Origin of the sequence: Maribacter sp. Hel_I_7 (genome assembly GCF_000688315.1) — a bacterium.
GTDB lineage: Bacteria > Bacteroidota > Bacteroidia > Flavobacteriales > Flavobacteriaceae > Maribacter > Maribacter stanieri.
This window is the reverse complement of record NZ_JHZW01000003.1, coordinates 1,455,278-1,479,598: the sequence shown is the minus strand read 5'-3', so window position 1 is coordinate 1,479,598 and position 24,321 is coordinate 1,455,278. Positions and strand designations below refer to the sequence as shown.

Here is a 24,321-nt window from a genome sequence, read left to right as displayed (position 1 = left end):
GAGAGAAATGTTTAGCACTTTTAGAGTACTAGTAATAGATATAGCTTTCCAAAAAAAAGAATAGATTTGAAGTTGTTCTAATTTTTTAATTGCAATCAAAAGAAATCAAATACCAAACTAATGACCAAACCAACAACAAAGAGTTTTATCACCGTTTTACAAATTACCATTCTGGCACTGTTTTTTTCTTCATGTACCAATAATTCAAAGCAAGCTATATTGTTGCCAGCAGCTAATACTATCCCAATTGATGACGATGATTCAAGGGATTCTGTTCTTCTAAAAGCAGCACATGTAATTCCATCAGAAAATCAAATGAATGCGCTGAAAGATGAATTTATAGCATTTGTACATTTTGGACCAAACACTTTTACAAAACTGGAATGGGGAAATGGAATGGAGGACCCAGCGGTTTTTAATCTTAAAAATTTAGATACTGACCAGTGGTGCAGAGCAATGAAGGATGCCGGTATGAAAAAGGTTATAATAACTGCAAAACATCACGATGGTTTTGTGTTATGGCAAAGTAGGTATACTAAACATGGGGTAATGTCTTCACCTTTTGAAGATGGTAATGGAGATATTTTAAAAGAGCTGTCTCTTTCTTGTAAAAAGTTTGGTATAAAATTAGGGGTTTATTTGTCGCCTGCAGATTTATTTCAAATTGAGAGTAAAGAGGGGTTATATGGTAATTTAAGTAAGTATACCAAACGCACAATTCCTAGAGAGGTTGAAGGTCGTCCATTTGAAAATAAAACAACATTTGAATTTGAAGTCGATGACTACAATGAGTATTTCTTGAACCAATTATTTGAATTACTTACCGAATATGGTCCTATTGACGAAGTTTGGTTTGATGGTGCCCATCCCAAGAGAAAAGGCGGACAGCAGTACAAATATAGAGACTGGAAGAAGTTAATTACAGCTTTGGCGCCTAACGCGGTTGTTTTTGGTAAAGAAGGCACAAGATGGTGTGGTAATGAGGCTGGAGCTACCAGAGATACGGAGTGGAATGCGATACCATATACCGAAGATCCAAGAACAATGAACTTGTTCGCCGATATTACTGGTGAAGATGTTGCAAGTATAGATAAACTAATGGAAGGAAAGTATTTGCATTACCAACCTGCAGAAACAAACACGTCTATTAGAGAGGGTTGGTTTTATAGAAACGATGATGAACAGCAGGTAAGAAACACAGATGATGTTTTTGATATCTACGAAAGGTCTGTTGGTGGTAACTCAATTTTCTTGTTGAACATTCCACCAAATAGAGAAGGTATATTTTCTGAGAAAGATGTTAAGGTTTTGCAAGAAACGGGTAAGCGTATTAAGGAAACCTATGGTACTGACTTATTGGAAAAAGCCGAAGGTCCTGTAGAATTATTGGATGCCAATGAGGATACATTTATGGTTTTAGATAATGATAAATTAATACTTGAGTTTAAACTACCAAAAGAGGCTAAGATCAATAGGTTTGTCATTCAAGAAGATGTTAAAAGACATGGTGAGCGTGTATCTAAACATGCATTAGATGTCTGGATAAATGGAGACTGGCAAGAGGTTGTTTCTAGTACAAATATTGGGTATAAAAGAATACTTAGATTTCCTGAGGTAACAACAAATAAATTTCGATTACGCATTTTAGATTATAGGGCTATTCCGGTTCTACAAAATGTTTCAGCTCATTACTACAAAAGTAGACCGCCCGTTTTAGAGATGCATAGAACAAAATTAGGATTAGTGGATATAGCACCTAAAATGACTGATTTTAAATGGAATCCTCATGGTGAAAATGCAAGTGGTAATCTTACTAAGGGAATGAAAATTGTATATACCACAAACGGTGAGTTACCTTCAGAAAGTTCTACTGAATATAAGGAGCCATTTGCATTTGCAAATGGTATGGTAAAGGCATTAGCAATTATGAACGGTGAAGTAGGCAGTATGTCTGAACACAACTTTGGCTTACTTAAAAATAAGTGGAAAGTAATTGATGATAACGGTTCAGTTAAAGAACATAATGGCGATATGCTAATTGATGAAAATAAAGATACTTTTTGGCAGTCTGAAAAGAACCGTATATATAAACAGTATGTTACATTAGATTTAGGGGAGCAGACTAGTATTAGTGCTTTTAAGTATACACCACCAACGACTGTTGCTACAGGAATGATTCAAAAAGGAATCATTTATAGTAGTTTGGATGGGGAAAATTGGAAAGCAATAGAAAATTTCGAGTTTGGTAATCTTATTAATGATCCTACCCCTAGAATGCATAAGTTTAAAAGTTCATTTTCAACACGGTATGTTAAACTAATGGCTTTAGAAATTGCAGGCGCAAATGATTCTGCAGCCATTGCCGAGTTAGATTTTTACAAATAAATTTAATTGCCTTTATATATTGGATTCTACCTTTTTTACATGGAGGTAGAATCCATTTTTTTTGCTTCAATTTTTGGCTGATTATTACTTTATTAGTGCACTACAAGTATCTCTACGTTTTATCTACACCCAGCCTAAAAATGTATTTTAAAGATTGAATAGTATTTATACTCTTATTACAATCAACGAATTCTAGTTGATATCCAACGAATACTAAAAGCTACCCTATATAGCGATTGTTCACGATTAGATTTGACTCAGAATTAATAATCTAAAACTACGATCATGAAACTATTTTACACCATTTTACTTTGTTGCACGTTCTTCGCAGGTTTTTCTCAGGACGATAATAGTCCTTATTTATTGGTATCTACCGAAGATGCTGTTATACCCTTAAAATCTTCAAAAACAGAAGTTGAAATTTCGGGTACTATTGCCCATGTAAAGGTTACGCAAGTATATCAGAATAAAGGAAACCAGGCAATTGAAGCTAAATATGTCTTTCCCCTTTCTACAAAAGCAGCGGTACATAAAATGCAAATGACTATAGGCAACCGAATTGTAAACGCCAAAATATTTGAAAAACAAGAAGCGCAAAAAGTATACGATAAAGCAATAGATGAAGGTAAACGTGCAGCAAAATTAGATCAGAACAGACCTAATGTATTTCAAATGAATGTGGGTAATATAATGCCAAGTGATGAAATTTCAATTGCTATTTATTACACAGAATTACTGGTTCCTGTAAATGGCGAATATCAGTTTGTGGCACCAGGTGTTGTTGGTCCGAGATTTACGGGAGAAAGTGCTGTAAATGAAGAAAGCTTCAATATGCCATATACGGCTAAAGGAATTGCAGACACTTTTGATTTTGACATGACGGTTACCCTAAATGCGGGTATGATCATTCAGAATATTAATAGTACTACACATAATGTAAATGTCAATTATCCAGATGCGAAGACTGCTGAGGTTTTTTTATCCGAGGAAAATAAAAATCCATCGAACAGAGATTTCATTTTAAATTATAACCTACGTAGCAACCAAATACAATCGGGTTTACTGCTATTCGAAGGCGAAGATGAAAACTTCTTTACATACCAAATGGAACCCAATAAGAATGTTGTTTTAGATGACATTCCGGCACGTGAGTATTTATTTATTGTTGATGTATCGGGTTCTATGAACGGGTATCCTTTAGAGGTGTCAAGAGAACTAATGCGCAATCTTTTATGTGGATTACGAATGACGGATACGTTTAATGTGCAATTATTCGCATCGAGTTCAACAATTTTCAGTCCAACTCCGGTAGAGATTAATGAACAGAATATTGAAGCAGCCATTCGGTTTTTATCCGAAGGTCAAGGTGGTGGCGGAACACAATTATTAAGTGCACTAAATGAAGCATACAAATTACCAAGGAAAAATTTAAACGTTGCCCGTTCTATGGTAATTATAACTGACGGATATGTAAGCGTTAAAAAGGAGGCTTTTGAGCTTATTAGTTCAAATCTAGATCAAGCAAATGTCTTCACTTTTGGTATAGGTTCTAGTGTAAATAGATATTTAATAGAGGGTATGGCTAAAGTGTCGAACAGCGAATCATTTATTGCAACGACATCAGAAGAAGCGGCAGAAGTTGCTAAAGACTTTGCTAAATACATTTCAACGCCATTATTAACACGAGTAAAAATAGAATCAAAAGGCTTTGATATGTATGACCTTGCCCAAAAGAGCATACCAGATGTATTTGCTGCGAGACCAGTTATTGTTCACGGTAAATATAGAGGCAAGGCTGAGGGTAAAATTATAGTAACCGGGTATCAAGGTAAAAAACGATTTAGAGAAGTGTATAATGTATCTGACGGGCAATTAAGTAAGCAAAACAAAGCATTACGTTACTTATGGGCTAGAAAGCGAATAGGGGAATTAGATGATTACAAGAAGCTGTTTAATGAAGATGTGAAAGCTGAGGTGGTTGCACTAGGACTTAAATACAACTTAGTTACCAATTATACCTCGTTTGTTGCTGTAGATGAAGCCATAGTCAATAAAGACGGTTCATTGATGAAAGTAAAACAGCCCTTGCCAATGCCAGATAATGTAAACAATTCCGCCGTAGGTGCAGAAGCAGAGGTCAAAGAAACCAGCAAGTTCAAACGAACTTTTACAATAGCTTTTGAAGGCATAATAGAGAAAAAAGACAAAAGACGAGTAACGATGGAATTTAAAGTGATGTATTCAGAATTAGTAACAAAGTACTTAGGTAAGTATGAAAGTCTACGCATAAAATTTAATGCCCAAGGTAAATTTGTCGGTGTTGAAAAGCTGGAAAATGGAAAATGGATTTCTGAGGATAAAATAAGAGCAGACTTTTCTGAAATAACTATGAAATCAGTCCAAAAAGAAATGACATTGACCCTTAAAAAGTAGGCGGTATCAGTTTTCAGTAAACAGTTTTAATAAAAACGTTCCTGCCTGGCGGCAGGTAAGTTTGCAAGGCACGAAGTAATCTGCTAACTAATTAGAGATTGCTTCGTACCTTTCTTTATATCTAATGTATACTTTTTTGATGGTCATTTTCCAATGTAAAAATCCCAAGTAAGAACATGTGGAATTTGAATAAAATCTGGATGTTCAACGAATTCTAGATGAAGGTCTACGAATACTAGAACAGCATCTAAAACACGTTATGTCTACCCTAATTTAGAGGTGTAGAAACAAAACAACTAAAATTAATACTATGAAAAATTTAATCTTATTTATCGCTGTACTAAGTGTTTGTATTACCAATGCACAAGAGTTTCAATTAACGGATAAATACAATGTAGCCAACCAAAGAACTATTGGGCAAGAGGAAGAAGATACATGGGCACTAGATGTAATTGTATCAGAGAACCCAGGTAATCGTTTAGGGACATTGACTATTTCAGATTTTGGATTGTTAGACGAAATACGCATTTCAGTTTTAAAGAATCCGGAATTAGAAAATATTTCGGAAGTATTAAAAGTAACCCTAGAATATAATGCCTGTTGCGCAAGTACAGAAGAGTTCTATTATTTGGTAACCAATGATAATGATTTTATAGCGCTGCCAAGTGTTAAAAACGAGTATGGTTATGAACCTATTTCAGACATACACTACATTTTTCCTAATCAATCATTTGGCAAGGAAGGAACAATTCTAAGAGCAGCATTACAATACACGGAAACATATACGATCAAAGACATTAAGGTGCTTCGCAGCATTGCTTGGAACGATGATGACTTTGATAACGATGATGACTTTGATACTGAAGACGCTATATCAGCAATTAATTATTAATAACCCTTAAAATTTAGAATTATGAGAAATTTAAAGAAAAGTGCCTTATTCCTATGCTTATTTGCATTTGTAAACATGTTCGCTCAAAACGCACAAGAAGTAGAATTTGAGATTATGGACAAGGAAATTCCAGCAGAAGAACTAACCTATGAATATTTATTGGCGCACAAAGTTTTTCTTCGTGAAAAGCCCTCTGTTAGAAGTGAGAAGATAACGCTTCTTGATATTGGTACTAAAATGGTGCTTTGGGAAAAGAGTTTGTATGCCAAGGAAATTAACGGTATAAAAAGCCACTGGTACAGAGTAACAACAGGAGACCAGACCGGATGGGTTTGGGGAGGAATGATTGCTCAAAAATCTTTTGGAAGCATTGCAGACAATCAGGTGAAGTTTGTATATGGGTATGAAAGTATCGCTTTGAATGCGTCGGGCGTTGCAGAAGCAAAATACCAATTACGTGCTTTTAAAAATGGAGTGCAGTTAGACAAAATGGTTTTAGATAGCCTAGGTGCAATTCCTGTTCATATTGAAAACCATGGTAGTTTAGGTTTATTCAACGTAGAAGATGTAATTACGGTAGATTTAGCCGATTCGGATTCTGGCTACCAAGTAGGGAAAAGTTATATTTTTTGGAACAACGGAAGATTTAAAAAAGTGGCTAGTTTAATTGACTATGCAGACACCAATTATTTGAAGACAGAATCTTTTGTTTTTCCATCGGATATGCAAGGCGTTAAGAGTACTATTTTATTGAAGACGACCATTACAAAAAACATCAAAACACTAGATGATGCTTTGTCTCAGAACAATGTAGAATTCATTACAACTCCGTATACCTGGAATGGCTCTAAGTTGATGAAAAAGGAAAAGGCTCAGGCAATTACAAAAGATGCTATAGTAAGTACGGACTATTAAAAGATGAAAATGAATAAGTATACAATCTTAGTATTGGTTTGTGTTTTAGTGCTAGGCTGCAAGAAGCCGTTTTCGAAAAGCTCGGAGACGGCGCTTGCATCGCCTTTTAGCGGAGCGAAAGTGCAAGAATCTATAGTGTTTATTGCAGGTTTTGACGAAGGTGACAATACGTATTACACGAATGCAAAACGGTATTTCACTAAGAAAGAAATGCAGGTTGTAGCGAATTTGTTTTCTATAGATGAGATTATAAATTTTATAAATAAGGCAGAGGAGAATCACATTCGTTTTAATGAAATACATATTGTTAGCCATAGCAATGCTTGGTTAGGAGTGTCATTAAAGACATCTAAATCTGGCGAGCGCATTACAGTAAAGACATTACGGAATGCTATTCAAGAACAAGAAATTCAGTCAATTAAAAATGAAGCAACTTCAAATTCAGAAGTAATTTTTCATTCTTGTGGATTAGGTGAAAATCAAGATTTGTTGCAAGAACTAAAAAATACGTTGGGAGCAAAACAAGTATCTGCATCAACATACTTTAATGTATTCGGCGGAAAATTTGCAGAACATTATTTAGCTAAACCATATTATGGCTATTACCCAACGGCAGAATCTAAAGGACCTGCTTATCTTTCTAAAGAATTTAAGGAAACGTATCCAGATATAGATGTCGATTGGTTTACAGCCTTAAAGACAAGACAAGAATCGTCTTTTGGTGAAGCGTACAGTTTCAAATTTAATATTCCGGTAGATTGGGAGTTTACTTTTGACAACACGGATGATATGCCTAAATTGGAAAACAAAGAGGTAATTATGGATTGGATTTCAGAATCGCCAGAAATGGCAGAGGTACTTTTTAAATTGAATATTCCGATAGAGAAATTCCGATGGAGAAGTACTGTAGAAGGCAATATATTATTAATAAAAGGAAAAACAACGGTACTGTGTGTATTGGCACCTATTTTGCAATCTAATGACCAAAATGAATATCAAAGCGTTACGGTAAATGACCCTTCGCTGTATCAAATATTATAACGGTATCAGCGTTAAAATGATACTTGAAACCTTAAAATAGAAAACCTTTTTTTGAAACTTTATTTGAAATACGTATTGATTGTGTTTTGTTTCTTCGGAACAATACAATTGTTTGCGCAAAACAGTCAGCTAAGACCTTATACAATTGCAGATGGTTTACCACAGTCTCAAGTATATGATATACTGCAAGATGAAATGGGTTATTTGTGGTTGGGAACACAAGGTGGTGGATTAGCAAATTTTGACGGAAATGTCTTTGAAGTTTGGAATGAAAGTGATGGATTACCTTCTAACTATATAGATGCGTTATACACATCAAACGATTCTTTATTTGTTGGGAGTAGAAAAGGACTAACTATAAAAGTCAAGAATCGCTTTATAAATTTTGAATCTCCCCAAATACTCCAAATCTATTCCGCAGAAAACGTTCTATTCATTGGAACTAAAAAGGGAGTTTATAGGTATTCTAAAAACAAGCAACTTCAAAAAATTACTATCAATCCAGAGATTGATAGAAGTGAAATTAACACCATACTTTTTGATGGAAATTGGTATTGGTTAGCTACCAATAATGCCTTATGGAAACTTAATGAATTAAGTGAATCTGCAACTGAACAATTGAAAGTTGAGGTCAATAATTTTAAGTCGGTTCTGTTACATAATAACAAGATAATTGCCGCAACATTTGATGATGGCGTTTTCATAATGGACGCAGAGAATACTGATAATCAGTTTTTAATGCCAGAACCATCGCGCATCAATTCCATGTCAATTCAAAATGAAGATGAATTATGGCTAGCCACTGATAATGATGGTATTACGATTGTAGAGACCGAAAAATTTTCAGAGATAAAACGATTAAATACGGCTGGCGGATTAGCTACTCCGCATATAAGAAAAGTAATCAATGATGACAATGGTAACCTTTGGATTGCAACTTCTGGTGGCGGATTCTACAAATACTTTCAGAATAATTTTAAGCATTATGACCAACGAACGGGCTTAAAAGGCAATCGTATTTATGCGGTTCATAATGCCCCAGACGGATTATGGTTCTCTACTTCAGAAGCTGGATTATCAAAAATAGATTCTGCAGGTATCCATCCATTACCAAGCGAAGGTTCCTTTTTCGATGTAAAGATTAAAACAATTACCAGTGATGCCAAAGGCAATATTTGGGCGGGTTCAGATAATAGAGGACTGCTATTTCGTGAAACTAAAATGGTCGATAGTTTGGTGTTCTCGTCAAGCGAAACCTTTTTAATTCAAATAGATACGGTTTCCGTTGAAAGAACCACCAATCACATTATTGATGAAAGTAAAGGCTTTCCGTCAGATTGGGTGCGTACCGTAATTACCGATGATGATTTTATATGGGCAGCTACCTATGCTCATGGTATCGTAAAATTCAATTACTACTCTGACATTGACAGCCTGGTGGTTAGAAAAACCTTTTCTAAGCGAAATGGAATTACCGACATGCTGATAAAAGGCATGGTTAAAAGTCCAGATGGTAAGCTGTGGTATTCCACACAAAATGGTCATTTGGGCTATATAGAAAATAATAAGGTGACGAGTATTGAAACTGGTTTGGAGCAGCAAACAGCTATTGGTACAATTTTTTTCCATGAAGAAACTATCTACTTAGGTACTTCTGGTAAAGGTATTTGGTATGCAAATAGCACCAATCCCGTAAATTTTCAACAATTAAAAGGAAGCAAGAATTTATCTTCAAATAATATCTATCAGCTCATTTTTGATGATCAAGGGTATCTGTGGGCAGGCTCAGAAAGGGGAGTCGATAAAATAGAATTGAATAAAGCTAATGAGATTGCAGACGTATATCACTTTGGTAGAAATGACGGATTTCTAGGGATAGAAACCTGTTTAAATGCGGTAGATAAAGATGAACAAGGTAATCTGTGGTTTGGTGCTATTTATGGGTTAACAAAACATATACCAAGTGAAAGCAAAAAAGCTTCGTTACCACCAACAGTATATTTTACGGGGGTAGAGGAGCGTTATAAAAATATAGATTCACTAGTTTTAAAAGATTGGACGAATAGTGACAAGGTACTGCAATTAACTCCCGATCAAACACAACTAGGTTTTTCCTTTAGAACGGTAGATGTTGACCACCCCAATGAAATAGAATACAGAACAAAATTAGATGACACCGATTGGAGTCCGTGGGTAAAGCAGAACAAGCAAAATTTTGCTGGTCTGGCATATGGTCCACACGATTTTTCTGTACAATCTAGAAACTTTAGATGGCAAAAAAGCGAGCCAATAAAATTTAGCTTTTTTATTGATAGTCCGCTGTATAAAAAAGACTGGTTTCAATGGTCTGTTTTGGAATTAGCTATTGTAGTGTTATTAGGTATTGGCTTGTTTTACATTCGTAAGATTAAGGCAAAAAACAAAGCAGAACAAGAACACTTGAAAACTCAGAATTACCTTTTGACCTTAGAACAGAAAGCATTGCAATTACAAATGAATCCGCATTTTATATTCAATGTCTTAAATGGTGTAAAAGCTATGGCAGGTACGAAACCAGAAAAGATGGATGCGACCATAAATAGCTTTGCCATTCTACTTAGAGAAACCCTTCAGAATTCTAGAAAGGAGTATATCAGTCTAAATCAAGAGATTAAAGCGCTAAGGCATTATATAGAAGTAGAAAAGCTGATGGCACAAAAACCTTTTGAGTATGCCATTGATTTTCAAACCAACCCTGATGCAGAAGATATTTTAATTCCGCCAATGTTGATTCAGCCTTTTGTAGAGAATGCGATAAGACATGGAATTTTAAAAGGAGATAAACCAGGGAAACTAACGATAAGGTTTACTACTTCTAAAACGCATTTGCATTGCAGCATAATTGATAATGGTTTGGGTATTTTTAAATCGCAAAATGAAAAGCCAAAAACAGACCATCAATCTATGGCATTGACCGTGACCAAAGAACGATTAGAATCTATATCAGGAACAAATACCCTGCATATACGTGAAATTAAGAATGAAGATGGTAGTATTAATGGCACCAAGATTACCTTTAAAATACCATTACTAACAGATTATTAGAGACCTATGCATACAGCGATAATAGTAGAAGACATGATTGACGCTTTAACCCTTTTAAAGAAGGATATAGAGACGCAACATACAGATATTGAAATTATCGCCACAGCACAGAGTGTAGTGGAAGCTGCCAAGGTTTTGCGTAAAAATCAGCCCGACATTCTGTTTCTGGACATTATGCTGGGAGATGGTACAGGGTTTGATATTTTAGAGATTTTTCCCGATTTAAAATCCAAGATTATATTTGTAACCGCAAGTGACGAGTTTGCCATACGAGCTTTCAAATTTGCCGCAATCGACTATGTATTAAAACCCTATTCGAACGAAGATTTAAGCTTAGCGATATCTAGAGCAAAAGAACAGCTGCAACCGAATAAAGAACGACTACAGATTTTAAAAGAGACTATTTCTGCACCCGAGAAAAAACCAAATAAAATATCATTACATACGCTAGACCAGATTATCATTGTTAGTTTAGATGATATTGTACGATGTGAATCTGATAGCAATAACACTATTTTCCACCTTCAAGATAAACGCAAGATTTTCGTAACAAAGACCTTAAAATACTTTGCCGACCTTTTAAGTAGTCATGATTTTGTACGCGTACACCAAAGTCATTTAGTAAACCTTCAATGCATCAGCGCCTACATAAAAACAGATGGCGGTTATTTAATGCTGAAAAATGGAGAGAATGTTCCGGTATCCGTCCGTAAGAAAACTGAGATTATTGAGATTTTAGATAAGATGCATCGGTAGGTGAAATTTAGAAGAGAGTATTCTAATCACTTTATAGAATATCAATAATTAATTTTTTTTCTAGTTAGTTGAGAAAACAAAAAATCAACACCCCATTTTTACATTATTCTCAAAAACTTATTTTTAAGTTATATTTTATGTTAAGGTTAACATAATTGTTAAAAAACCCTGTCTATTTTTAGAGAGCTGTAATTAATGTCACGAATTCTGTGAAGGATGATATTAAGTTTTGTCTTTAGTTATAGTAATACAGTTTTGCAATTATAACATTCATAATACCATAAATGTTGAGGTAAGATGTCCACTTAGAATATCTATCCTTGAGAACCAATTTAAAACTAACACATGAAAAGAAGAGATTTTGTACAGTACGCCGGGCTGGGTGCCGGAGCTTTAATGATGCCTTCATTATTGCTAGGTAATGATATCCCGACGGAAGCTTTACTAGAACCAGGAATGGATGTCTTGATTAAAAAGAACATGGCAGATGTTGCCCTAAATACGGCCAAGTCTTTAGGTGCTACATATGCAGATGCTAGAATAGGTAGATACTTAAACCAGTATGTGTTTACTAGAGAAGATAAAGTACAAAATGTTGTGAATACAGAATCTTTTGGTATTGGTATTCGTGTAATAGCTAATGGCACTTGGGGATTTGCATCAACAAATAGTGTTACTGCAGACGGAATTAAAAAGGCAACAGAGCAGGCAGTTGCTATTGCAAAAGCAAATTCAAAAATTCAAAAAGATCCAGTTAAACTAGCCCCTGTAAATGCATACGGTGAGGTTTCTTGGAAAACACCTATAAAAAAGAATTTCAAAGAGGTACCGGTTTCAGAAAAAGTAGATTTATTGTTAACTGCAAACGCAGCTGCATTGGACAATGGTGCTGATTATGTTAACTCTGCTTTATTCATGGTTAATGAGCAGAAGTATTTTGCTTCTACAGACGGTTCTTATATTGATCAAGATATTCACCGATTATGGCCTACGTTTAGAGTAACTGCTATTGATAAAGCTAAAGGAAACTTTAAGACTAGAGAGAACATGAGTGCTCCTGTAGGAATGGGCTATGAATATATGGATGGCTTAGAATCTGAAAAACTAGAAGGTCCAGCAGGTCTACGTTTATATAGAAATAGCTATGATATGGTAGAAGATGCTACCATTGCGGCAAAACAGGCTAAAGAGAAATTAACTGCTAAATCGGTTGATGCCGGTAAGTATGATTTGGTTTTAGAGCCTAATCACTTAGGACTAACAATTCACGAATCTGTAGGTCACCCATTAGAGTTGGATCGTGTATTAGGTTATGAAGCTAATTACGCAGGAACTAGTTTTGCATCTTTAGATAAATTAAAATCTGGAAACTTCCAATACGGTAGTGATGTAGTTAATCTTGTAGCCGATAAAACTCAAGTAGGTTCTTTAGGTGCTGTTGGGTATGATGATGAAGGAGTGAAAACGAAGAAATGGGATTTGGTACGAAATGGTGTACTAACGAATTTCCAAGCAATACGTGATCAAGTTCATATGATCGATCAAAATGAATCTCATGGTTGTTGCTATGCTCAAAGTTGGGACGATGTTCAGTTTCAACGTATGCCAAATGTATCATTAGAACCAGGAAAAGAGAAGTATTCTATTTCTGAGATGATTAAAGATGTTGAGAAAGGTATTTATATTGCGGGTCGTGGATCTTATTCTATTGATCAGCAACGCTACAATTTCCAATTTGGTGGTACAGTGTTTTATGAAATTAAGGATGGTGAAATTGTTGGCATGCTAGAAGATGTAGCTTACCAATCTAATACTCAGGAGTTCTGGAATTCTTGTGTTAAGATTTGCGATGAAAGCGATTACCGTTTGTTTGGAACTTTCTTTGACGGTAAGGGTCAGCCTTCACAATCTAGTGCTGTGTCTCACGGTAGTTCTACCGCTAGGTTCAATGATGTAAACGTAATTAACACAGGTAGAACTATTTAATTAGGGATACTCTTAAAACAGAACAACAATGGCAATTTATACAAAAGAAGAAGCAAGAAAAATATTGGAGAAAGCATTGAGCTTTTCCAAAGCCGATACCTGTGAGATTAATTTAAGCGGTTATAATAGCGGTAATATTAGATATGCACGTAATACGGTATCAACATCAGGTTTTAGTTCCAATCAAAGTTTGGCTGTACAGTCTAGCTTTGGAAAAAAATCTGGTACGGCAACTATCGACGAATTCGATGATGCATCGTTAGAAAAAGTGGTAAGAAGAGCTGAGGAATTGGCAAACCTTTCACCAGAGAATCCAGAATTTATGGAGCCTTTGGGTCCACAGATGTACGATGAATCTATTAGTTTTAGCGAAGCAACAGCTAACATAACCCCAGAATACAGGGCAGAAGTAGCTAGTAGTAGTATTGTTCCAGCAGATGCAAAAGATGTAACTGCAGCAGGATTTTTAAATGATTCTGCCGGTTTTAGTGCTATGATCAATTCAAAAGGATTGTTCGCATACAATCAATCTACCGATGTAGATTTTACAGTAACCATGCGTACTAATGATGGTACAGGTTCTGGTTGGGTTTCTAGAGATTTTAATGATGTAACAAAATTTGATGCTGACGAAGCTGCTAAAACAGCGATTGACAAGGCGGTATTGTCTAGAGAGGCAAAAGCAATTGAACCAGGTAAATACACGGTTATTTTAGAGCCTGCTGCTTCTTCAGATTTGTTACGTAATATGTTCAGGTCTTTAGATGCACGTTCTGCAGATGAAGGTAGAAGTTTTATGTCTGGTAAAGATGGAGCTAATAAATTAGGAGAAAAGATTGTAGATGAACGTGTAAATATTTGGTCAGACCCACTGAATCCAGAAGTGCCGACAGCTACTTGGAATGGAGAAGGACAACCGCTAAAGAAAACAACTTGGTTAGAAAATGGAGCGGTTAAAAATTTAGCTTACGATCGTTTTTGGGCAAAAGAAAAAGGAGTAGATCCAGTTCCTTTCCCAACCAATGTTATCATGGCTGGTGGTGATGCTAGTTTAGAGGACTTGATCAAGAGTACTAAAAAAGGAATTTTGGTTACACGTTTATGGTACATACGTAGCGTAGATCCACAAACTTTACTGTATACAGGACTAACTAGAGATGGAACGTTTTATATCGAAAACGGAAAAATTAAATATCCTGTAAAAAACTTCAGGTTTAATGAGAGTCCGATTATCATGTTAAACAATTTAGAAACGCTTGGTAAACAGGTGCGTATCAATGGTAATTTAATACCATATATGAAGGTTCGCGACTTTACGTTCACCAGTCTTTCTGATGCGGTATAGGTGATAGAATTATAATTAAAACTGGTTGTTTGTGAAACTTCACGACAACCAGTTTTCTTTTTGCAGCTTCATTATAAAATAAGCGATACACTTTTGAACAACGAATTTTTCTTTACTAGGTTACAATATGAATCCGGCGATTGGGATGTAGATCAGCGTATGCCTTCCAACTTGTTGAATTCTTTGGTTGAGTATACTACTTTAAAAGTAAATACTCAAGAAAAGATAATCACCTTGGCAAGCGATGATATTTTTAAGAGTCCGTTTTGTTATATCTCCGGACATAAATTGGTGGAGTTTACCAAGAAGGAAAAAGAGAATTTCGAAAAATATATCCGCAATGGCGGTTTCGTATTTGCCGATGATTGCAATCATGATATTGATGGTCTTTTTGCAAAGTCTTTTGAAAGGCAGATGGAGGAAATATTTGGTCCGTCCGAATTAAAAAAGATACCCAACGATCACGAAATCTATTCTATTTTCTTCGATTTTGAAGACGGTCCGCCCACCACATCACAAGAGCTGAACGGCTGGGGCGATGATTTGGTCCATGATTATTTAAAGGCAATAGAAGTTAACGGTAGAATAGGAGTCTTATATAGTAATAAGGATTATGGTTGCGAGTGGGATTATGATTTTAGAAACAAGCGTTGGTATAAAATAGACAATACACGGTTTGGGGTCAATATAGTGTTGTACGCCCTTACCTCATAAATACATTTTTGAATGGATAAAGAATTACAACGTATTGCAGATGAGGTAGAAATGCTTTCCGGTAAGTTGAAAGCCTTAAAACAAGAAATAGGAAAAGTAATTATAGGTCAAGAAGAGACAGTCTCTCAATTACTAATTACATTTTTGGCTGGTGGTCATGCTTTGTTAGAAGGTGTACCTGGCTTGGCAAAAACCTTAATGATCAGAACTTTGGCAAATGCCATTGATTTAAAATTTAAAAGAATACAGTTTACGCCAGATTTAATGCCCTCGGATATTATTGGAACCGAGATATTAGAAGAAGACCATACTACAGGTAAAAAGTTCTTTAAGTTCAACAAAGGCCCTATATTTTCTAATATTATTCTAGCGGATGAAATTAACAGAACACCTCCAAAAACACAGGCAGCATTATTGGAGGCAATGCAAGAATTTGAGGTTACCTATGGCGATAAAACGTATCCCTTAGACAAGCCATTTTTTATTCTAGCAACTCAAAACCCTATAGAACAATCAGGAACCTTTGTATTACCAGAAGCACAACAAGATCGTTTTTTACTGTACATTAAAATAGGATATCCAACCAAGCAGGATGAAGAAGCAATCTTAAAAGCTACTACAGGAACCTTTAAAAAGAAACTGAATAAAGTAATTTCTGGAGAAGATATAGTGCGTTTACAACAGCTTGTTCGTGAAATTTCAATAAGCGATGCACTCATCACTTTTGTAAGTGATATCATTCGCGCTACTCGACCAGAAACCACAACAGATTCTTATGTGAAAGACTGGGTAGATTGGGGAGCAGGTCCGCGTGCAGGTCAAGCTATGATCTTAACGGCAAAGGCTAACGCTCTATTAGAAGGTAGGTTAGCGGTAACCTTAAATGATATCAAAAGTGTGGCATTGCCAGTACTTCGCCATAGAGTGTTGGTCAATTTTAGAGCAGAGGCAGAAGGTATTACTTCAGATAAAGTTGCTAGTCATTTATTAAATACTATAGAAGTAAAAGGTAAACAAACAACCTAAGGGCAAGCCCGAAGGGTACTGAATTATAAATCTAATTTTGATTTCGGCGAAAACATAAAATCAATCAAATCTCGATTATTGGGTAAATGGCAAAACAAGACTATCACGATTTATTAAAACCAGAAATCATCAATACCGTTTCGGGACTATCATTGATATCCAGAATTGTGGTGGAGGGGTTTACTTCTGGTTTAAATAGAAGTGCCAGTGTTGGTCCGGGAATGGAGTTTAGCCAATACCGTGGCTATGAACCAGGAGATGATCTTCGGTTGCTAGATTGGAAAATGTTGGCGCGTTCCGGTAGATATTATATCAAGCAATCTGAAATTGAAAGTCAGGTAACCATAAAATTCATCGTAGATGCCAGCGCATCGATGTTACATAAAGAAGATACCTTGTCTAAAATGGATTTTACCCGTGTACTAATAGCTACATTAGCTTACATGGCACAAAAGCAGGGAGATTCTGTTGGTCTTTTCGCACTCAATGAAAATGATGTAGTCAGTATTTACCCTAAGGCAGATAAAAAGCATTACAATCGCTTATTGCTAGAACTCATCAACCTTTCAAATACTGGTAAATGGCCAGAAACACATATTTCAAATAAACGCATACCGAATAGAGGGGGAAAAGAATTGATATTTTTCTTGACGGATATGTATGAAACGGGTGAGGAGATTTCAAAGTTTATCAAAGGATTAAAATCTGCTAGAAATGAAGTGGTCGTACTTCAAATTATGGGCTCTGCAGAAATGGATTTCAATTACGGTTCGAATATCACTTTTGAAGATTTGGAAACTGGAGCACGAGTAAAAGTAGATACCGAAAAAGCTAAAACAGAATATTTGGCTGCTCTTGAAAGCAGATTGAAAAAGGTCAAAGACGAATTGCTTTCGAACGGAATTGATCATTATGTCTTTCGTATGGATGCACATTTGGGTGAAGCATTACAATTATTTTTAAAACAACGTAAAAGACTCGGTTAATATGTCATTCGCACAACCTTCGTATTTATGGGCTTTATTGGGACTTTTGGTTCCAATAGCTATCCATTTATGGAGTAAGAAAGAAGCGAAAACTATAAAGATTGGTAGCGTTCAATTGTTATCAGAATCTAAATCAAGACAATCTAGCAGCATTCAATTAAACGAATGGTGGTTGTTGCTATTGCGTATGGCGATTATTTCCCTCATCACTTTGGTCATGGCAAAACCGCAATGGCAGTCAAAGGTGAACAACAGCAAACTGACCTATGTTATTGAACCTGAATTAGCAAAGAATGAAAATTTCATGGCTCGTTTTACTGATTTGCAGGCAGATCAAGAAATAAGACTTTTACAATCAGGGTTACCCATAAACAATATTGAATATACTAATTCAGAAGATTTTAGAAGTGCAGATTACTGGTCGCTAGCATCAGAAATGGATGCTTTACAAACAGATAGTATTATTGTTTTTACCAACGGATATGCAAAAGGACTAAAAGGAGCCAGACCTGAAACCAACCATCACATCAACTGGATCGTTTTGGATTCGGCACAAACTTTTGAGAAGCCTTTATTAGCATATCAGACAGAGAAAAATATAACATTATTTACAGCCAATAACAGTCCGGTAGCTTCAAAAATAGCAACAAAGATTATTGAATTAGGTGATGTATACCAATTGACATCTAATGGCGATAGTTTACAGGTTTCAAGTTCAAGTTCAAGTTCAAGTTCAAGTTCAAGTTCAAACTCAAATTCAACAAAAATCCCTTTAATTCAACAACCAGCTCTAGAAGTTTCTTTGGTTTATACAGATAGTCTAAGTGCCGATAAAACCTATATAGCAGCAGCATTGGCGGCTTCATCAACGTATTTGAATAGAGAAATAAAAGTCGAAAGTTCCTTAGATAACGAAGTATTGAAGAATAAAGAAAGTGATCTAACGATTTGGTTGAGTACTAAACCTGCTTTAGTTTCAGCTCGAAAAAAACTTGTATTTAAGAACGACACCATTTCTAATGCGCTGATAATAAAAGGGGAAGATGAAAATACATTTTATATAACAGAAAGAATAACCACAGAAAATGCGGTATCTGGGAGATTAACAGAGAATCTACTTAGTATTTTAGATGTCAATAAAGCGGTAACAGATCTACAAACCAAAGCCAATATTCGTACAGTTACCGAAGTAGACTTAAAAACTAATTTCATAGAAAATAAAGCATCTAAAACCCACCAAGCCAGCTGGAATCTGAATCCGTATTTATGGGTTGTTCTTTTGGTATTATTAATTGTAGAACGCTTTGTAGCTTATAAACGAACACAGTAATGGAATCAGGCAAACTACACTTGATGAAATTTCACAGGCGTTGGCAAATCTTGTCATTCGCAGAAGCTGTTTTGTATGCTATAGGCATTGCGGTTCTTTTCTATTTAGTATCTAAAAATCTTTGGGGTGGTATTTTAAGCTTTGTAGTTGCAGTGGTCGTTTTGCTTTTGATAAAGAAGCCTTGGAAAAATAGTTTAGATACCACGGGCAATTATATAGATGCAAATGTTGATGAGGCGTCTTTTAGTACAGGTTTGTTGCTACAACCAGTAGATTCATTATCGAATCTTGCCAAGTTACAACGCTATAAAGTATCTGAAGAGCTTACGAAAAGGCTAGGTACTATTAATCCGCCTAACAAATTAAAACAGGCATTATTGGTTACGCTAGGGTTGGTATTACTTGGTGTTGTGGTTCAGAGATTAGACTTGTTTAAAGGCGCAGAAAGTGTTTTAGGGAATTCTACTAACGAAACACAAATTCAGTTTATAGCAATGGATAGTATTAGTGACAAGTCCGTCATTCCAAAAATTTTCAGTCAAGATATTAGTGTTACATATCCATCTTATACACGAAAAGGAACCATTGTGGTAAGCAACCCAAATATTAAGGCAATTGCTGGCGCTACGGTTCAGTGGTTGTTGGAATTTGATAATCCTGTTCAAGAAGTCTACCTAGACCGAATGGGGGAACTAATTCAGTTGCAAAAAGGCGAAAAGGGGTATCGTATACAGCAAGTTGTATCAGAATCGGGCTTCTACAATTTTAAATTTAAGAATGAAGAAGGCATTGAATTTACGTCAGATTTATTCTCGTTGGAAGCAATACCCGATAATCCCCCAGAAATTGAGATTTTAGGATTAGAACAATACACCTATTTTGATTTTTCAGACACTAAGATTGTCGAACTACAAAGTGCAATTACGGATGATCACGGAATTGATGAAGCCTATATCATAGCCACCGTGAGTAAAGGATCGGGAGAATCGGTGAAGTTCAGGGAAGAGAAATTGAATTTCAAGGAAGCTATTTCGAAAGGTTTGAAATCGGTGAAGGCTAAGAAAACACTAGATTTAAATGCCTTAAAGATGGAATTGGGTGACGAGCTCTATTTTTATATTGAAGCCTTTGATGAAAAACAACCCAAACGAAATGTGTCACGCAGCGAAACGTATTTCGCAGTTATAAAAGATACCGTGAGTGAGCAATTTGGAGTAGAAGGGACTTTGGGCGTAGATCAAATGCCCGATTATTTTAGAAGTCAACGCCAGCTGATTATCGATACCGAGAAGTTAATGAAAGATAAGCCCAGCATTACAAGCAAAGAATTTAAGTCTAGAAGTAATGAACTGGGGTTTGACCAAAAAGCACTACGATTAAAGTATGGTCAGTTTATGGGAGATGAATCTGAAATGGAAGAAGCTCCGGCTGAGATCGAAAGCGATGAAGAAGGTGAGGACCATGATCATGCTGAAGATCAAGAAAATATCTTAAAAGAATATTCGCACGATCATGATGGTGATAATGAGCATAATTTGGTAGCGGCTGAAAAAGCAGAAGAGGCAGAAGACCCTTTGCACGACTACCTTCATAATCATGATGACCCAGAAGAGTCCACCTTATTTGAAGAATCGTTGAAGACAAAATTGCGAAAAGCTTTGAATATCATGTGGGATGCCGAATTGCATTTAAGTTTAAATGAACCAGAAAAATCACTTCCATTTCAATATGATGCACTGACCCTTATTCAAGAAATAAAGAATAGTGCCCGTATTTATGTACATAGAATTGGTTTTGACCCACCGCCAATTAAAGAAGAAAGCAGACTTACTGGTAAAATAAAGGATGTTGAGAATTATCGAAAGAACGAAACCAAAGAGGTGGAAAATCCTTTTGAAGCATTAGAGAATGCTGTTGCTCGTTTAGAACAGTTAATACAGCAAGAAAGCACTTTTAATGAGGCTGATAATGCACTTTTTACTGCTGCAGGCAATGAATTGGGGCAACTGGCATTAGTTAACCCAAGTAAATATTTACAAGTCTTACAAGGCTTAAAACGTATTGAGAATAATACGGGGCGAACAATGAATAATTATAAATTCGTTCAAAAGGGATTGTTATCAGCATTACCAAAAACACCGCAAATACCTGGAGCTAAAAAAGAGTATATAGACGAAATCAATTCATTGTTTCTTAAACAACTAGAGGTTTATGATTGATGGTTTCTCATTTTTACAAAAAGAGCTTATAATCCCCATCTTACTTGGCGGATTAGTAGTTTTTAATATTTATGTTTGGAAAGAATGGCAAACAAAACAAAGGGGTCGGTTTGTTGTAAATTCTATTGTGGCTTTGATAACAATCTTGGCATTGGGTATATTAATTCTAGAGCCTACAAAAGAAGTTGAAATTAATGATAGTCAGGCATTAGTGCTGACCGATAATTTTAATGCCGTAGTAAAAGACAGTCTTTTAAATCATTATAAAGGTATAAAGGTTTTAGATTACAATCCAGTAAAATCGATTCGTAGTGAGCTCGATTCCCTTACCAATGTTATTGTACTAGGTGATGGCGTAGAACCATATGATTTTTATTTGTTCGATAGTATTTCCACAACCTATATTCCAAATGCTGAACCAATAGGAGTTACGCGATTGAACTTTACAGAACAACTTGTATTGGGAGGTGAATTAAAGGTTTCTGGTAGTTATTCAACTCCTATAGAAAAGTCATTTTTAGTACTACAAGATTCAAGAAGTAACGGGTTAGATTCTATTCAATTTACTGAAGATAAGAATGTAGATTTTAACCTAACTACTCGCCCAAAAGTAGCAGGAGCATATGTTTATCAATTAGCGATTAAAGATAGTGCAGGCGTTGTCTTAGAAACGAATCCGATTCCTATAGAAGTGCTAAATAAAGAACCATTACGTGTTCTGATCTTAAATACATTTCCTACGTTTGAGACAAAATATCTAAAGAATTTTTTGGCGGAATCTGGACATGAAGTCATTGTTAGAAGTCAATTGACAAAAGGGAAATATAAGTTTGAATATTTTAATACGCCAACACAACCGGTTTATCAATTTACTGATGTGGTATTGCAAAATTTTGACATCGTTATTACAGATTCCGAAACGTATATGAGTTTAGGGAAATCAGTCAAATCTAGATTTGAAAAGAGTATAGCAGAGCATGGTTTAGGACTATTTATTCAGCCAAGTGATTTCCTTTTTAATACCCGAAGCAGCGATGCCTATTTCAAATTTAAACGTGATAGGATTAACACTGTGAAATTACCTACTTCTGCTGCAGAAACAGAAAAGTACCCGTATCAGTTTGATGAACAATTATTAGTAGAGCCCATTCACTTAGGCGGAGTATCAAACCTTGCTGCGTATCGACAAATGGGTAATGGAAAAATTGCAACAACATCACTATTAAATAGTTATCAGCTTTTGTTGAATGGAAAAAGTGAAGTATACCATGGTATATGGACCACCGTTTTAAATAAGATTGCAAAGAAGAAAGGGCAGGCAGTTTCATGGGAGTCTAACACTAAAATTCCAAGAAAAGATGAGCCATTTCATTTTGAAGTTCGAACAAACTTAGAGGAGTTGGGTGTTATAAATGAAGATAGTATTTCGGTTGCGCTGGTTCAAAAGGCATTACTGCCGAGTCACTATTCAGGAACTGTTTATCCGAAGAAAATAGGGTGGCATACATTACAAGTTGAAAATGATAGTACAGACTTTTCATATTATGTTTTTGAAAAGAATGATTGGAAAGCTTTAACTAGTACCATGATTATAGCAGCTAATAAAAAGCAATTCGCAAACGAAACTCAAAAAAACAGGACGGTTTTTGTGGACCGTCCTGTTTCTCAATTATTGTTTTATATCCTCTTTCTGCTAGGGGTAGGGTGGTTATGGCTTTCACCAAAACTAGCCGCCGAAGGCTAAACCACTTTATTAATTTAGTGGGGTAATTTATTTTTTACTAATCCGTAAACGAAAGTGCCTAAAAGTGCTCCACCAATAACAACAAGAATAGAGGAGTAGCCTGCACCAACAAGCACATACATAGGTCCGGGGCAAGCACCTGCCAACGCCCAACCTAATCCGAAAATGATACCGCCAATTAAATAACGGGCAACACTTTTGGTCTTTGGATGTAAATTCATCTCATTACCACCAATCGCCTTAATCTTATATTTTTTGATGATTTGCACACCAATAACACCGATAACAAGTGCAGAGCCTATGATACCATACATGTGGAAAGATCCAAATTGAAACATTTCATAAATGCGAAACCACGATGCTGCTTCAGATTTGTACATGATGATACCGAAAAAGATTCCTATAGTTAAATAACTTATATATTTCATATTAACTGAATATTAGGGGGAATAAAAGGTGAATCATAACTAGACCTCCAATAAAGAAACCGATAACGGCAATTAAAGAAGGCAACTGCAAATTACTGAGTCCAGATATGGCATGACCACTGGTGCAACCACCGGCATAACGAGCACCAAAGCCCACCATGAATCCGCCAATAATTAAAATTGCCAATACAAATGGGTCTGTAAGATGTTCAGAAGCAAAAAGTTCAGTTGGTAAATAAGCTTCTCCGGCACTTTCTATTCCGTAATCGGTAGAAAGTTGTTGAGCAACTTCAGGATTAATTTTCACTGTATTATCAGACATGAATTGGGAAGCGATAAAGCCGCCAATTACAGCACCAACTACAACAACCAAATTCCACCGTTGAGCTCGCCAATCAAACTTAAAGAAATCTGAGTATTTGCCAGCACCACCAATAGAACACATGGTTCTAAGGTTAGAAGACATTCCAAATTGTTTTCCTACATAAAGTAGAATAAACATCGTTAGGGCAATTAAAGGTCCGGCCACATACCATGGCCATGGGTCATATAGTAAATTCATTATCTATTTAATTCAAGTTCAAAACCGCTAAAGAAAGCGCAAAGAAAATCATTCTTATGTAACCTTGGTTACATAAGAATGACATTAACTTAAATGAATTACTATTTTCTGAATTAGAGACCTAATTGCGATAGGAACTTTAGGTAGTGTAAAATTCTGAAATTCGGTATGTTATGAGTAAATGATGAGCTGCTTTTTTATTTTTTTAATGATAAGACCAGCTTTACAAGTTTAACACAGTATCAATCATGTTTAAAAGCACATGAATTAAATATTCCACTAATTTTTAATTCCGAATTTTTTAAGAATAGTCTCTAATAAGCACCATTTCGTAAAAGCCGACTGTATAATATTTACACCTATAAAAACGGTGAACCATAGCCAGTTGATATTTACATAGACAGCTAATACAACACTCAATAAAACCATTGTACCTACTATAACTCTAAAATATGTGTTTAAAATGTTATTCTAT

The 24,321-nt window shown here is 35.6% G+C and carries 18 protein-coding genes; 15 read left to right on the top strand and 3 right to left on the bottom strand.

Annotated features, from left to right (window positions below):
* Nucleotides 1-120 precede the first annotated feature (120 nt).
* The 15 genes from P178_RS0118230 (at nucleotide 121) to P178_RS0118160 (ending at nucleotide 22,856) form a co-directional block, all read left to right on the top strand.
* A complete protein-coding gene (locus P178_RS0118230) occupies nucleotides 121-2,385 on the top strand; it encodes an alpha-L-fucosidase (protein ID WP_081819472.1) in 2,265 nt (754 codons plus the stop codon).
* Nucleotides 2,386-2,670: 285 nt separating this feature from the next.
* Nucleotides 2,671-4,818, top strand: a complete 2,148-nt coding sequence (locus P178_RS22340) for a VIT and vWA domain-containing protein (RefSeq protein ID WP_051638351.1) — start codon at nucleotides 2,671-2,673, stop codon at nucleotides 4,816-4,818.
* Nucleotides 4,819-5,128: 310 nt separating this feature from the next.
* Nucleotides 5,129-5,710, top strand: a complete 582-nt coding sequence (locus P178_RS0118220; RefSeq protein ID WP_027067583.1) for a hypothetical protein — start codon at nucleotides 5,129-5,131, stop codon at nucleotides 5,708-5,710.
* A 21-nt stretch (nucleotides 5,711-5,731) separates the two neighbouring features.
* A complete protein-coding gene (locus P178_RS0118215; RefSeq protein WP_155941668.1) occupies nucleotides 5,732-6,625 on the top strand; it encodes an SH3 domain-containing protein in 894 nt (297 codons plus the stop codon).
* A 9-nt stretch (nucleotides 6,626-6,634) separates the two neighbouring features.
* A complete protein-coding gene (locus P178_RS0118210; protein WP_155941667.1) occupies nucleotides 6,635-7,666 on the top strand; it encodes a DUF4347 domain-containing protein in 1,032 nt (343 codons plus the stop codon).
* Nucleotides 7,667-7,729: 63 nt separating this feature from the next.
* Nucleotides 7,730-10,750: a two-component regulator propeller domain-containing protein gene (locus tag P178_RS0118205; RefSeq protein ID WP_155941666.1), complete on the top strand. Its 3,021-nt coding sequence runs from the start codon at nucleotides 7,730-7,732 to the stop codon at nucleotides 10,748-10,750.
* Between the two features lie 6 nt (nucleotides 10,751-10,756).
* Nucleotides 10,757-11,506 carry a LytR/AlgR family response regulator transcription factor gene (locus P178_RS0118200; protein WP_027067579.1) on the top strand — a complete coding sequence of 250 codons (750 nt, stop codon included), beginning with the start codon at nucleotides 10,757-10,759 and terminating at the stop codon, nucleotides 11,504-11,506.
* Nucleotides 11,507-11,851: 345 nt separating this feature from the next.
* Complete coding sequence (locus P178_RS0118195; RefSeq protein ID WP_027067578.1) at nucleotides 11,852-13,492, top strand: TldD/PmbA family protein; 1,641 nt, start codon at nucleotides 11,852-11,854, stop codon at nucleotides 13,490-13,492.
* Nucleotides 13,493-13,520: 28 nt separating this feature from the next.
* Nucleotides 13,521-14,837 carry a TldD/PmbA family protein gene (locus P178_RS0118190; protein WP_027067577.1) on the top strand — a complete coding sequence of 439 codons (1,317 nt, stop codon included), beginning with the start codon at nucleotides 13,521-13,523 and terminating at the stop codon, nucleotides 14,835-14,837.
* Nucleotides 14,838-14,930: 93 nt separating this feature from the next.
* Nucleotides 14,931-15,551 (top strand): DUF4159 domain-containing protein, encoded by a 621-nt coding sequence (locus tag P178_RS0118185; RefSeq protein WP_027067576.1) that lies wholly within the window; start codon nucleotides 14,931-14,933, stop codon nucleotides 15,549-15,551.
* A gap of 12 nt (nucleotides 15,552-15,563) precedes the next feature.
* Nucleotides 15,564-16,577, top strand: a complete 1,014-nt coding sequence (locus tag P178_RS0118180) for an AAA family ATPase (RefSeq protein WP_027067575.1) — start codon at nucleotides 15,564-15,566, stop codon at nucleotides 16,575-16,577.
* A gap of 86 nt (nucleotides 16,578-16,663) precedes the next feature.
* Complete coding sequence (locus P178_RS0118175; protein WP_027067574.1) at nucleotides 16,664-17,563, top strand: DUF58 domain-containing protein; 900 nt, start codon at nucleotides 16,664-16,666, stop codon at nucleotides 17,561-17,563.
* 1 nt (nucleotide 17,564) lies between these two features.
* Nucleotides 17,565-18,893, top strand: a complete 1,329-nt coding sequence (locus P178_RS0118170; RefSeq protein WP_027067573.1) for a BatA domain-containing protein — start codon at nucleotides 17,565-17,567, stop codon at nucleotides 18,891-18,893.
* A complete protein-coding gene (locus P178_RS0118165) occupies nucleotides 18,893-21,112 on the top strand; it encodes a hypothetical protein (protein WP_027067572.1) in 2,220 nt (739 codons plus the stop codon). The genes P178_RS0118170 and P178_RS0118165 overlap by 1 nt, the downstream gene beginning before the upstream one ends.
* Entirely contained in the window at nucleotides 21,105-22,856 is a 1,752-nt protein-coding gene (locus P178_RS0118160) for a hypothetical protein (RefSeq protein WP_027067571.1), read from the top strand. The genes P178_RS0118165 and P178_RS0118160 overlap by 8 nt, the downstream gene beginning before the upstream one ends.
* Before the next feature lie 14 nt (nucleotides 22,857-22,870).
* Here the strand turns inward: P178_RS0118160 and P178_RS0118155 are convergent, their stop codons facing one another.
* The 3 genes from P178_RS0118155 to P178_RS0118145 form a co-directional block, all read right to left on the bottom strand.
* On the bottom strand, nucleotides 22,871-23,284 hold the full coding sequence (locus P178_RS0118155) for a DUF6691 family protein (protein WP_027067570.1): 414 nt from the start codon (nucleotides 23,282-23,284) through the stop codon (nucleotides 22,871-22,873).
* 1 nt (nucleotide 23,285) lies between these two features.
* The gene (locus tag P178_RS0118150; protein ID WP_027067569.1) at nucleotides 23,286-23,846 is read right to left on the bottom strand and encodes a YeeE/YedE family protein; all 561 of its coding nucleotides are present in this window, start codon (nucleotides 23,844-23,846) and stop codon (nucleotides 23,286-23,288) included.
* 279 nt (nucleotides 23,847-24,125) lie between these two features.
* A complete protein-coding gene (locus P178_RS0118145; RefSeq protein WP_027067568.1) occupies nucleotides 24,126-24,311 on the bottom strand; it encodes a DUF2892 domain-containing protein in 186 nt (61 codons plus the stop codon).
* Nucleotides 24,312-24,321: the final 10 nt, after the last annotated feature.

Coding starts and splice junctions, on each gene's coding strand:
- P178_RS0118230 (WP_081819472.1), top strand. CDS start 121: ATGACCAAACCAACAACAAAGAGTTTTATCACCGTTTTACAAATTACC.
- P178_RS22340 (WP_051638351.1), top strand. CDS start 2,671: ATGAAACTATTTTACACCATTTTACTTTGTTGCACGTTCTTCGCAGGT.
- P178_RS0118220 (WP_027067583.1), top strand. CDS start 5,129: ATGAAAAATTTAATCTTATTTATCGCTGTACTAAGTGTTTGTATTACC.
- P178_RS0118215 (WP_155941668.1), top strand. CDS start 5,732: ATGAGAAATTTAAAGAAAAGTGCCTTATTCCTATGCTTATTTGCATTT.
- P178_RS0118210 (WP_155941667.1), top strand. CDS start 6,635: ATGAATAAGTATACAATCTTAGTATTGGTTTGTGTTTTAGTGCTAGGC.
- P178_RS0118200 (WP_027067579.1), top strand. CDS start 10,757: ATGCATACAGCGATAATAGTAGAAGACATGATTGACGCTTTAACCCTT.
- P178_RS0118195 (WP_027067578.1), top strand. CDS start 11,852: ATGAAAAGAAGAGATTTTGTACAGTACGCCGGGCTGGGTGCCGGAGCT.
- P178_RS0118190 (WP_027067577.1), top strand. CDS start 13,521: ATGGCAATTTATACAAAAGAAGAAGCAAGAAAAATATTGGAGAAAGCA.
- P178_RS0118180 (WP_027067575.1), top strand. CDS start 15,564: ATGGATAAAGAATTACAACGTATTGCAGATGAGGTAGAAATGCTTTCC.
- P178_RS0118175 (WP_027067574.1), top strand. CDS start 16,664: ATGGCAAAACAAGACTATCACGATTTATTAAAACCAGAAATCATCAAT.
- P178_RS0118170 (WP_027067573.1), top strand. CDS start 17,565: ATGTCATTCGCACAACCTTCGTATTTATGGGCTTTATTGGGACTTTTG.
- P178_RS0118165 (WP_027067572.1), top strand. CDS start 18,893: ATGGAATCAGGCAAACTACACTTGATGAAATTTCACAGGCGTTGGCAA.
- P178_RS0118160 (WP_027067571.1), top strand. CDS start 21,105: ATGATTGATGGTTTCTCATTTTTACAAAAAGAGCTTATAATCCCCATC.
- P178_RS0118155 (WP_027067570.1), bottom strand. CDS start 23,284: ATGAAATATATAAGTTATTTAACTATAGGAATCTTTTTCGGTATCATC.
- P178_RS0118150 (WP_027067569.1), bottom strand. CDS start 23,846: ATGAATTTACTATATGACCCATGGCCATGGTATGTGGCCGGACCTTTA.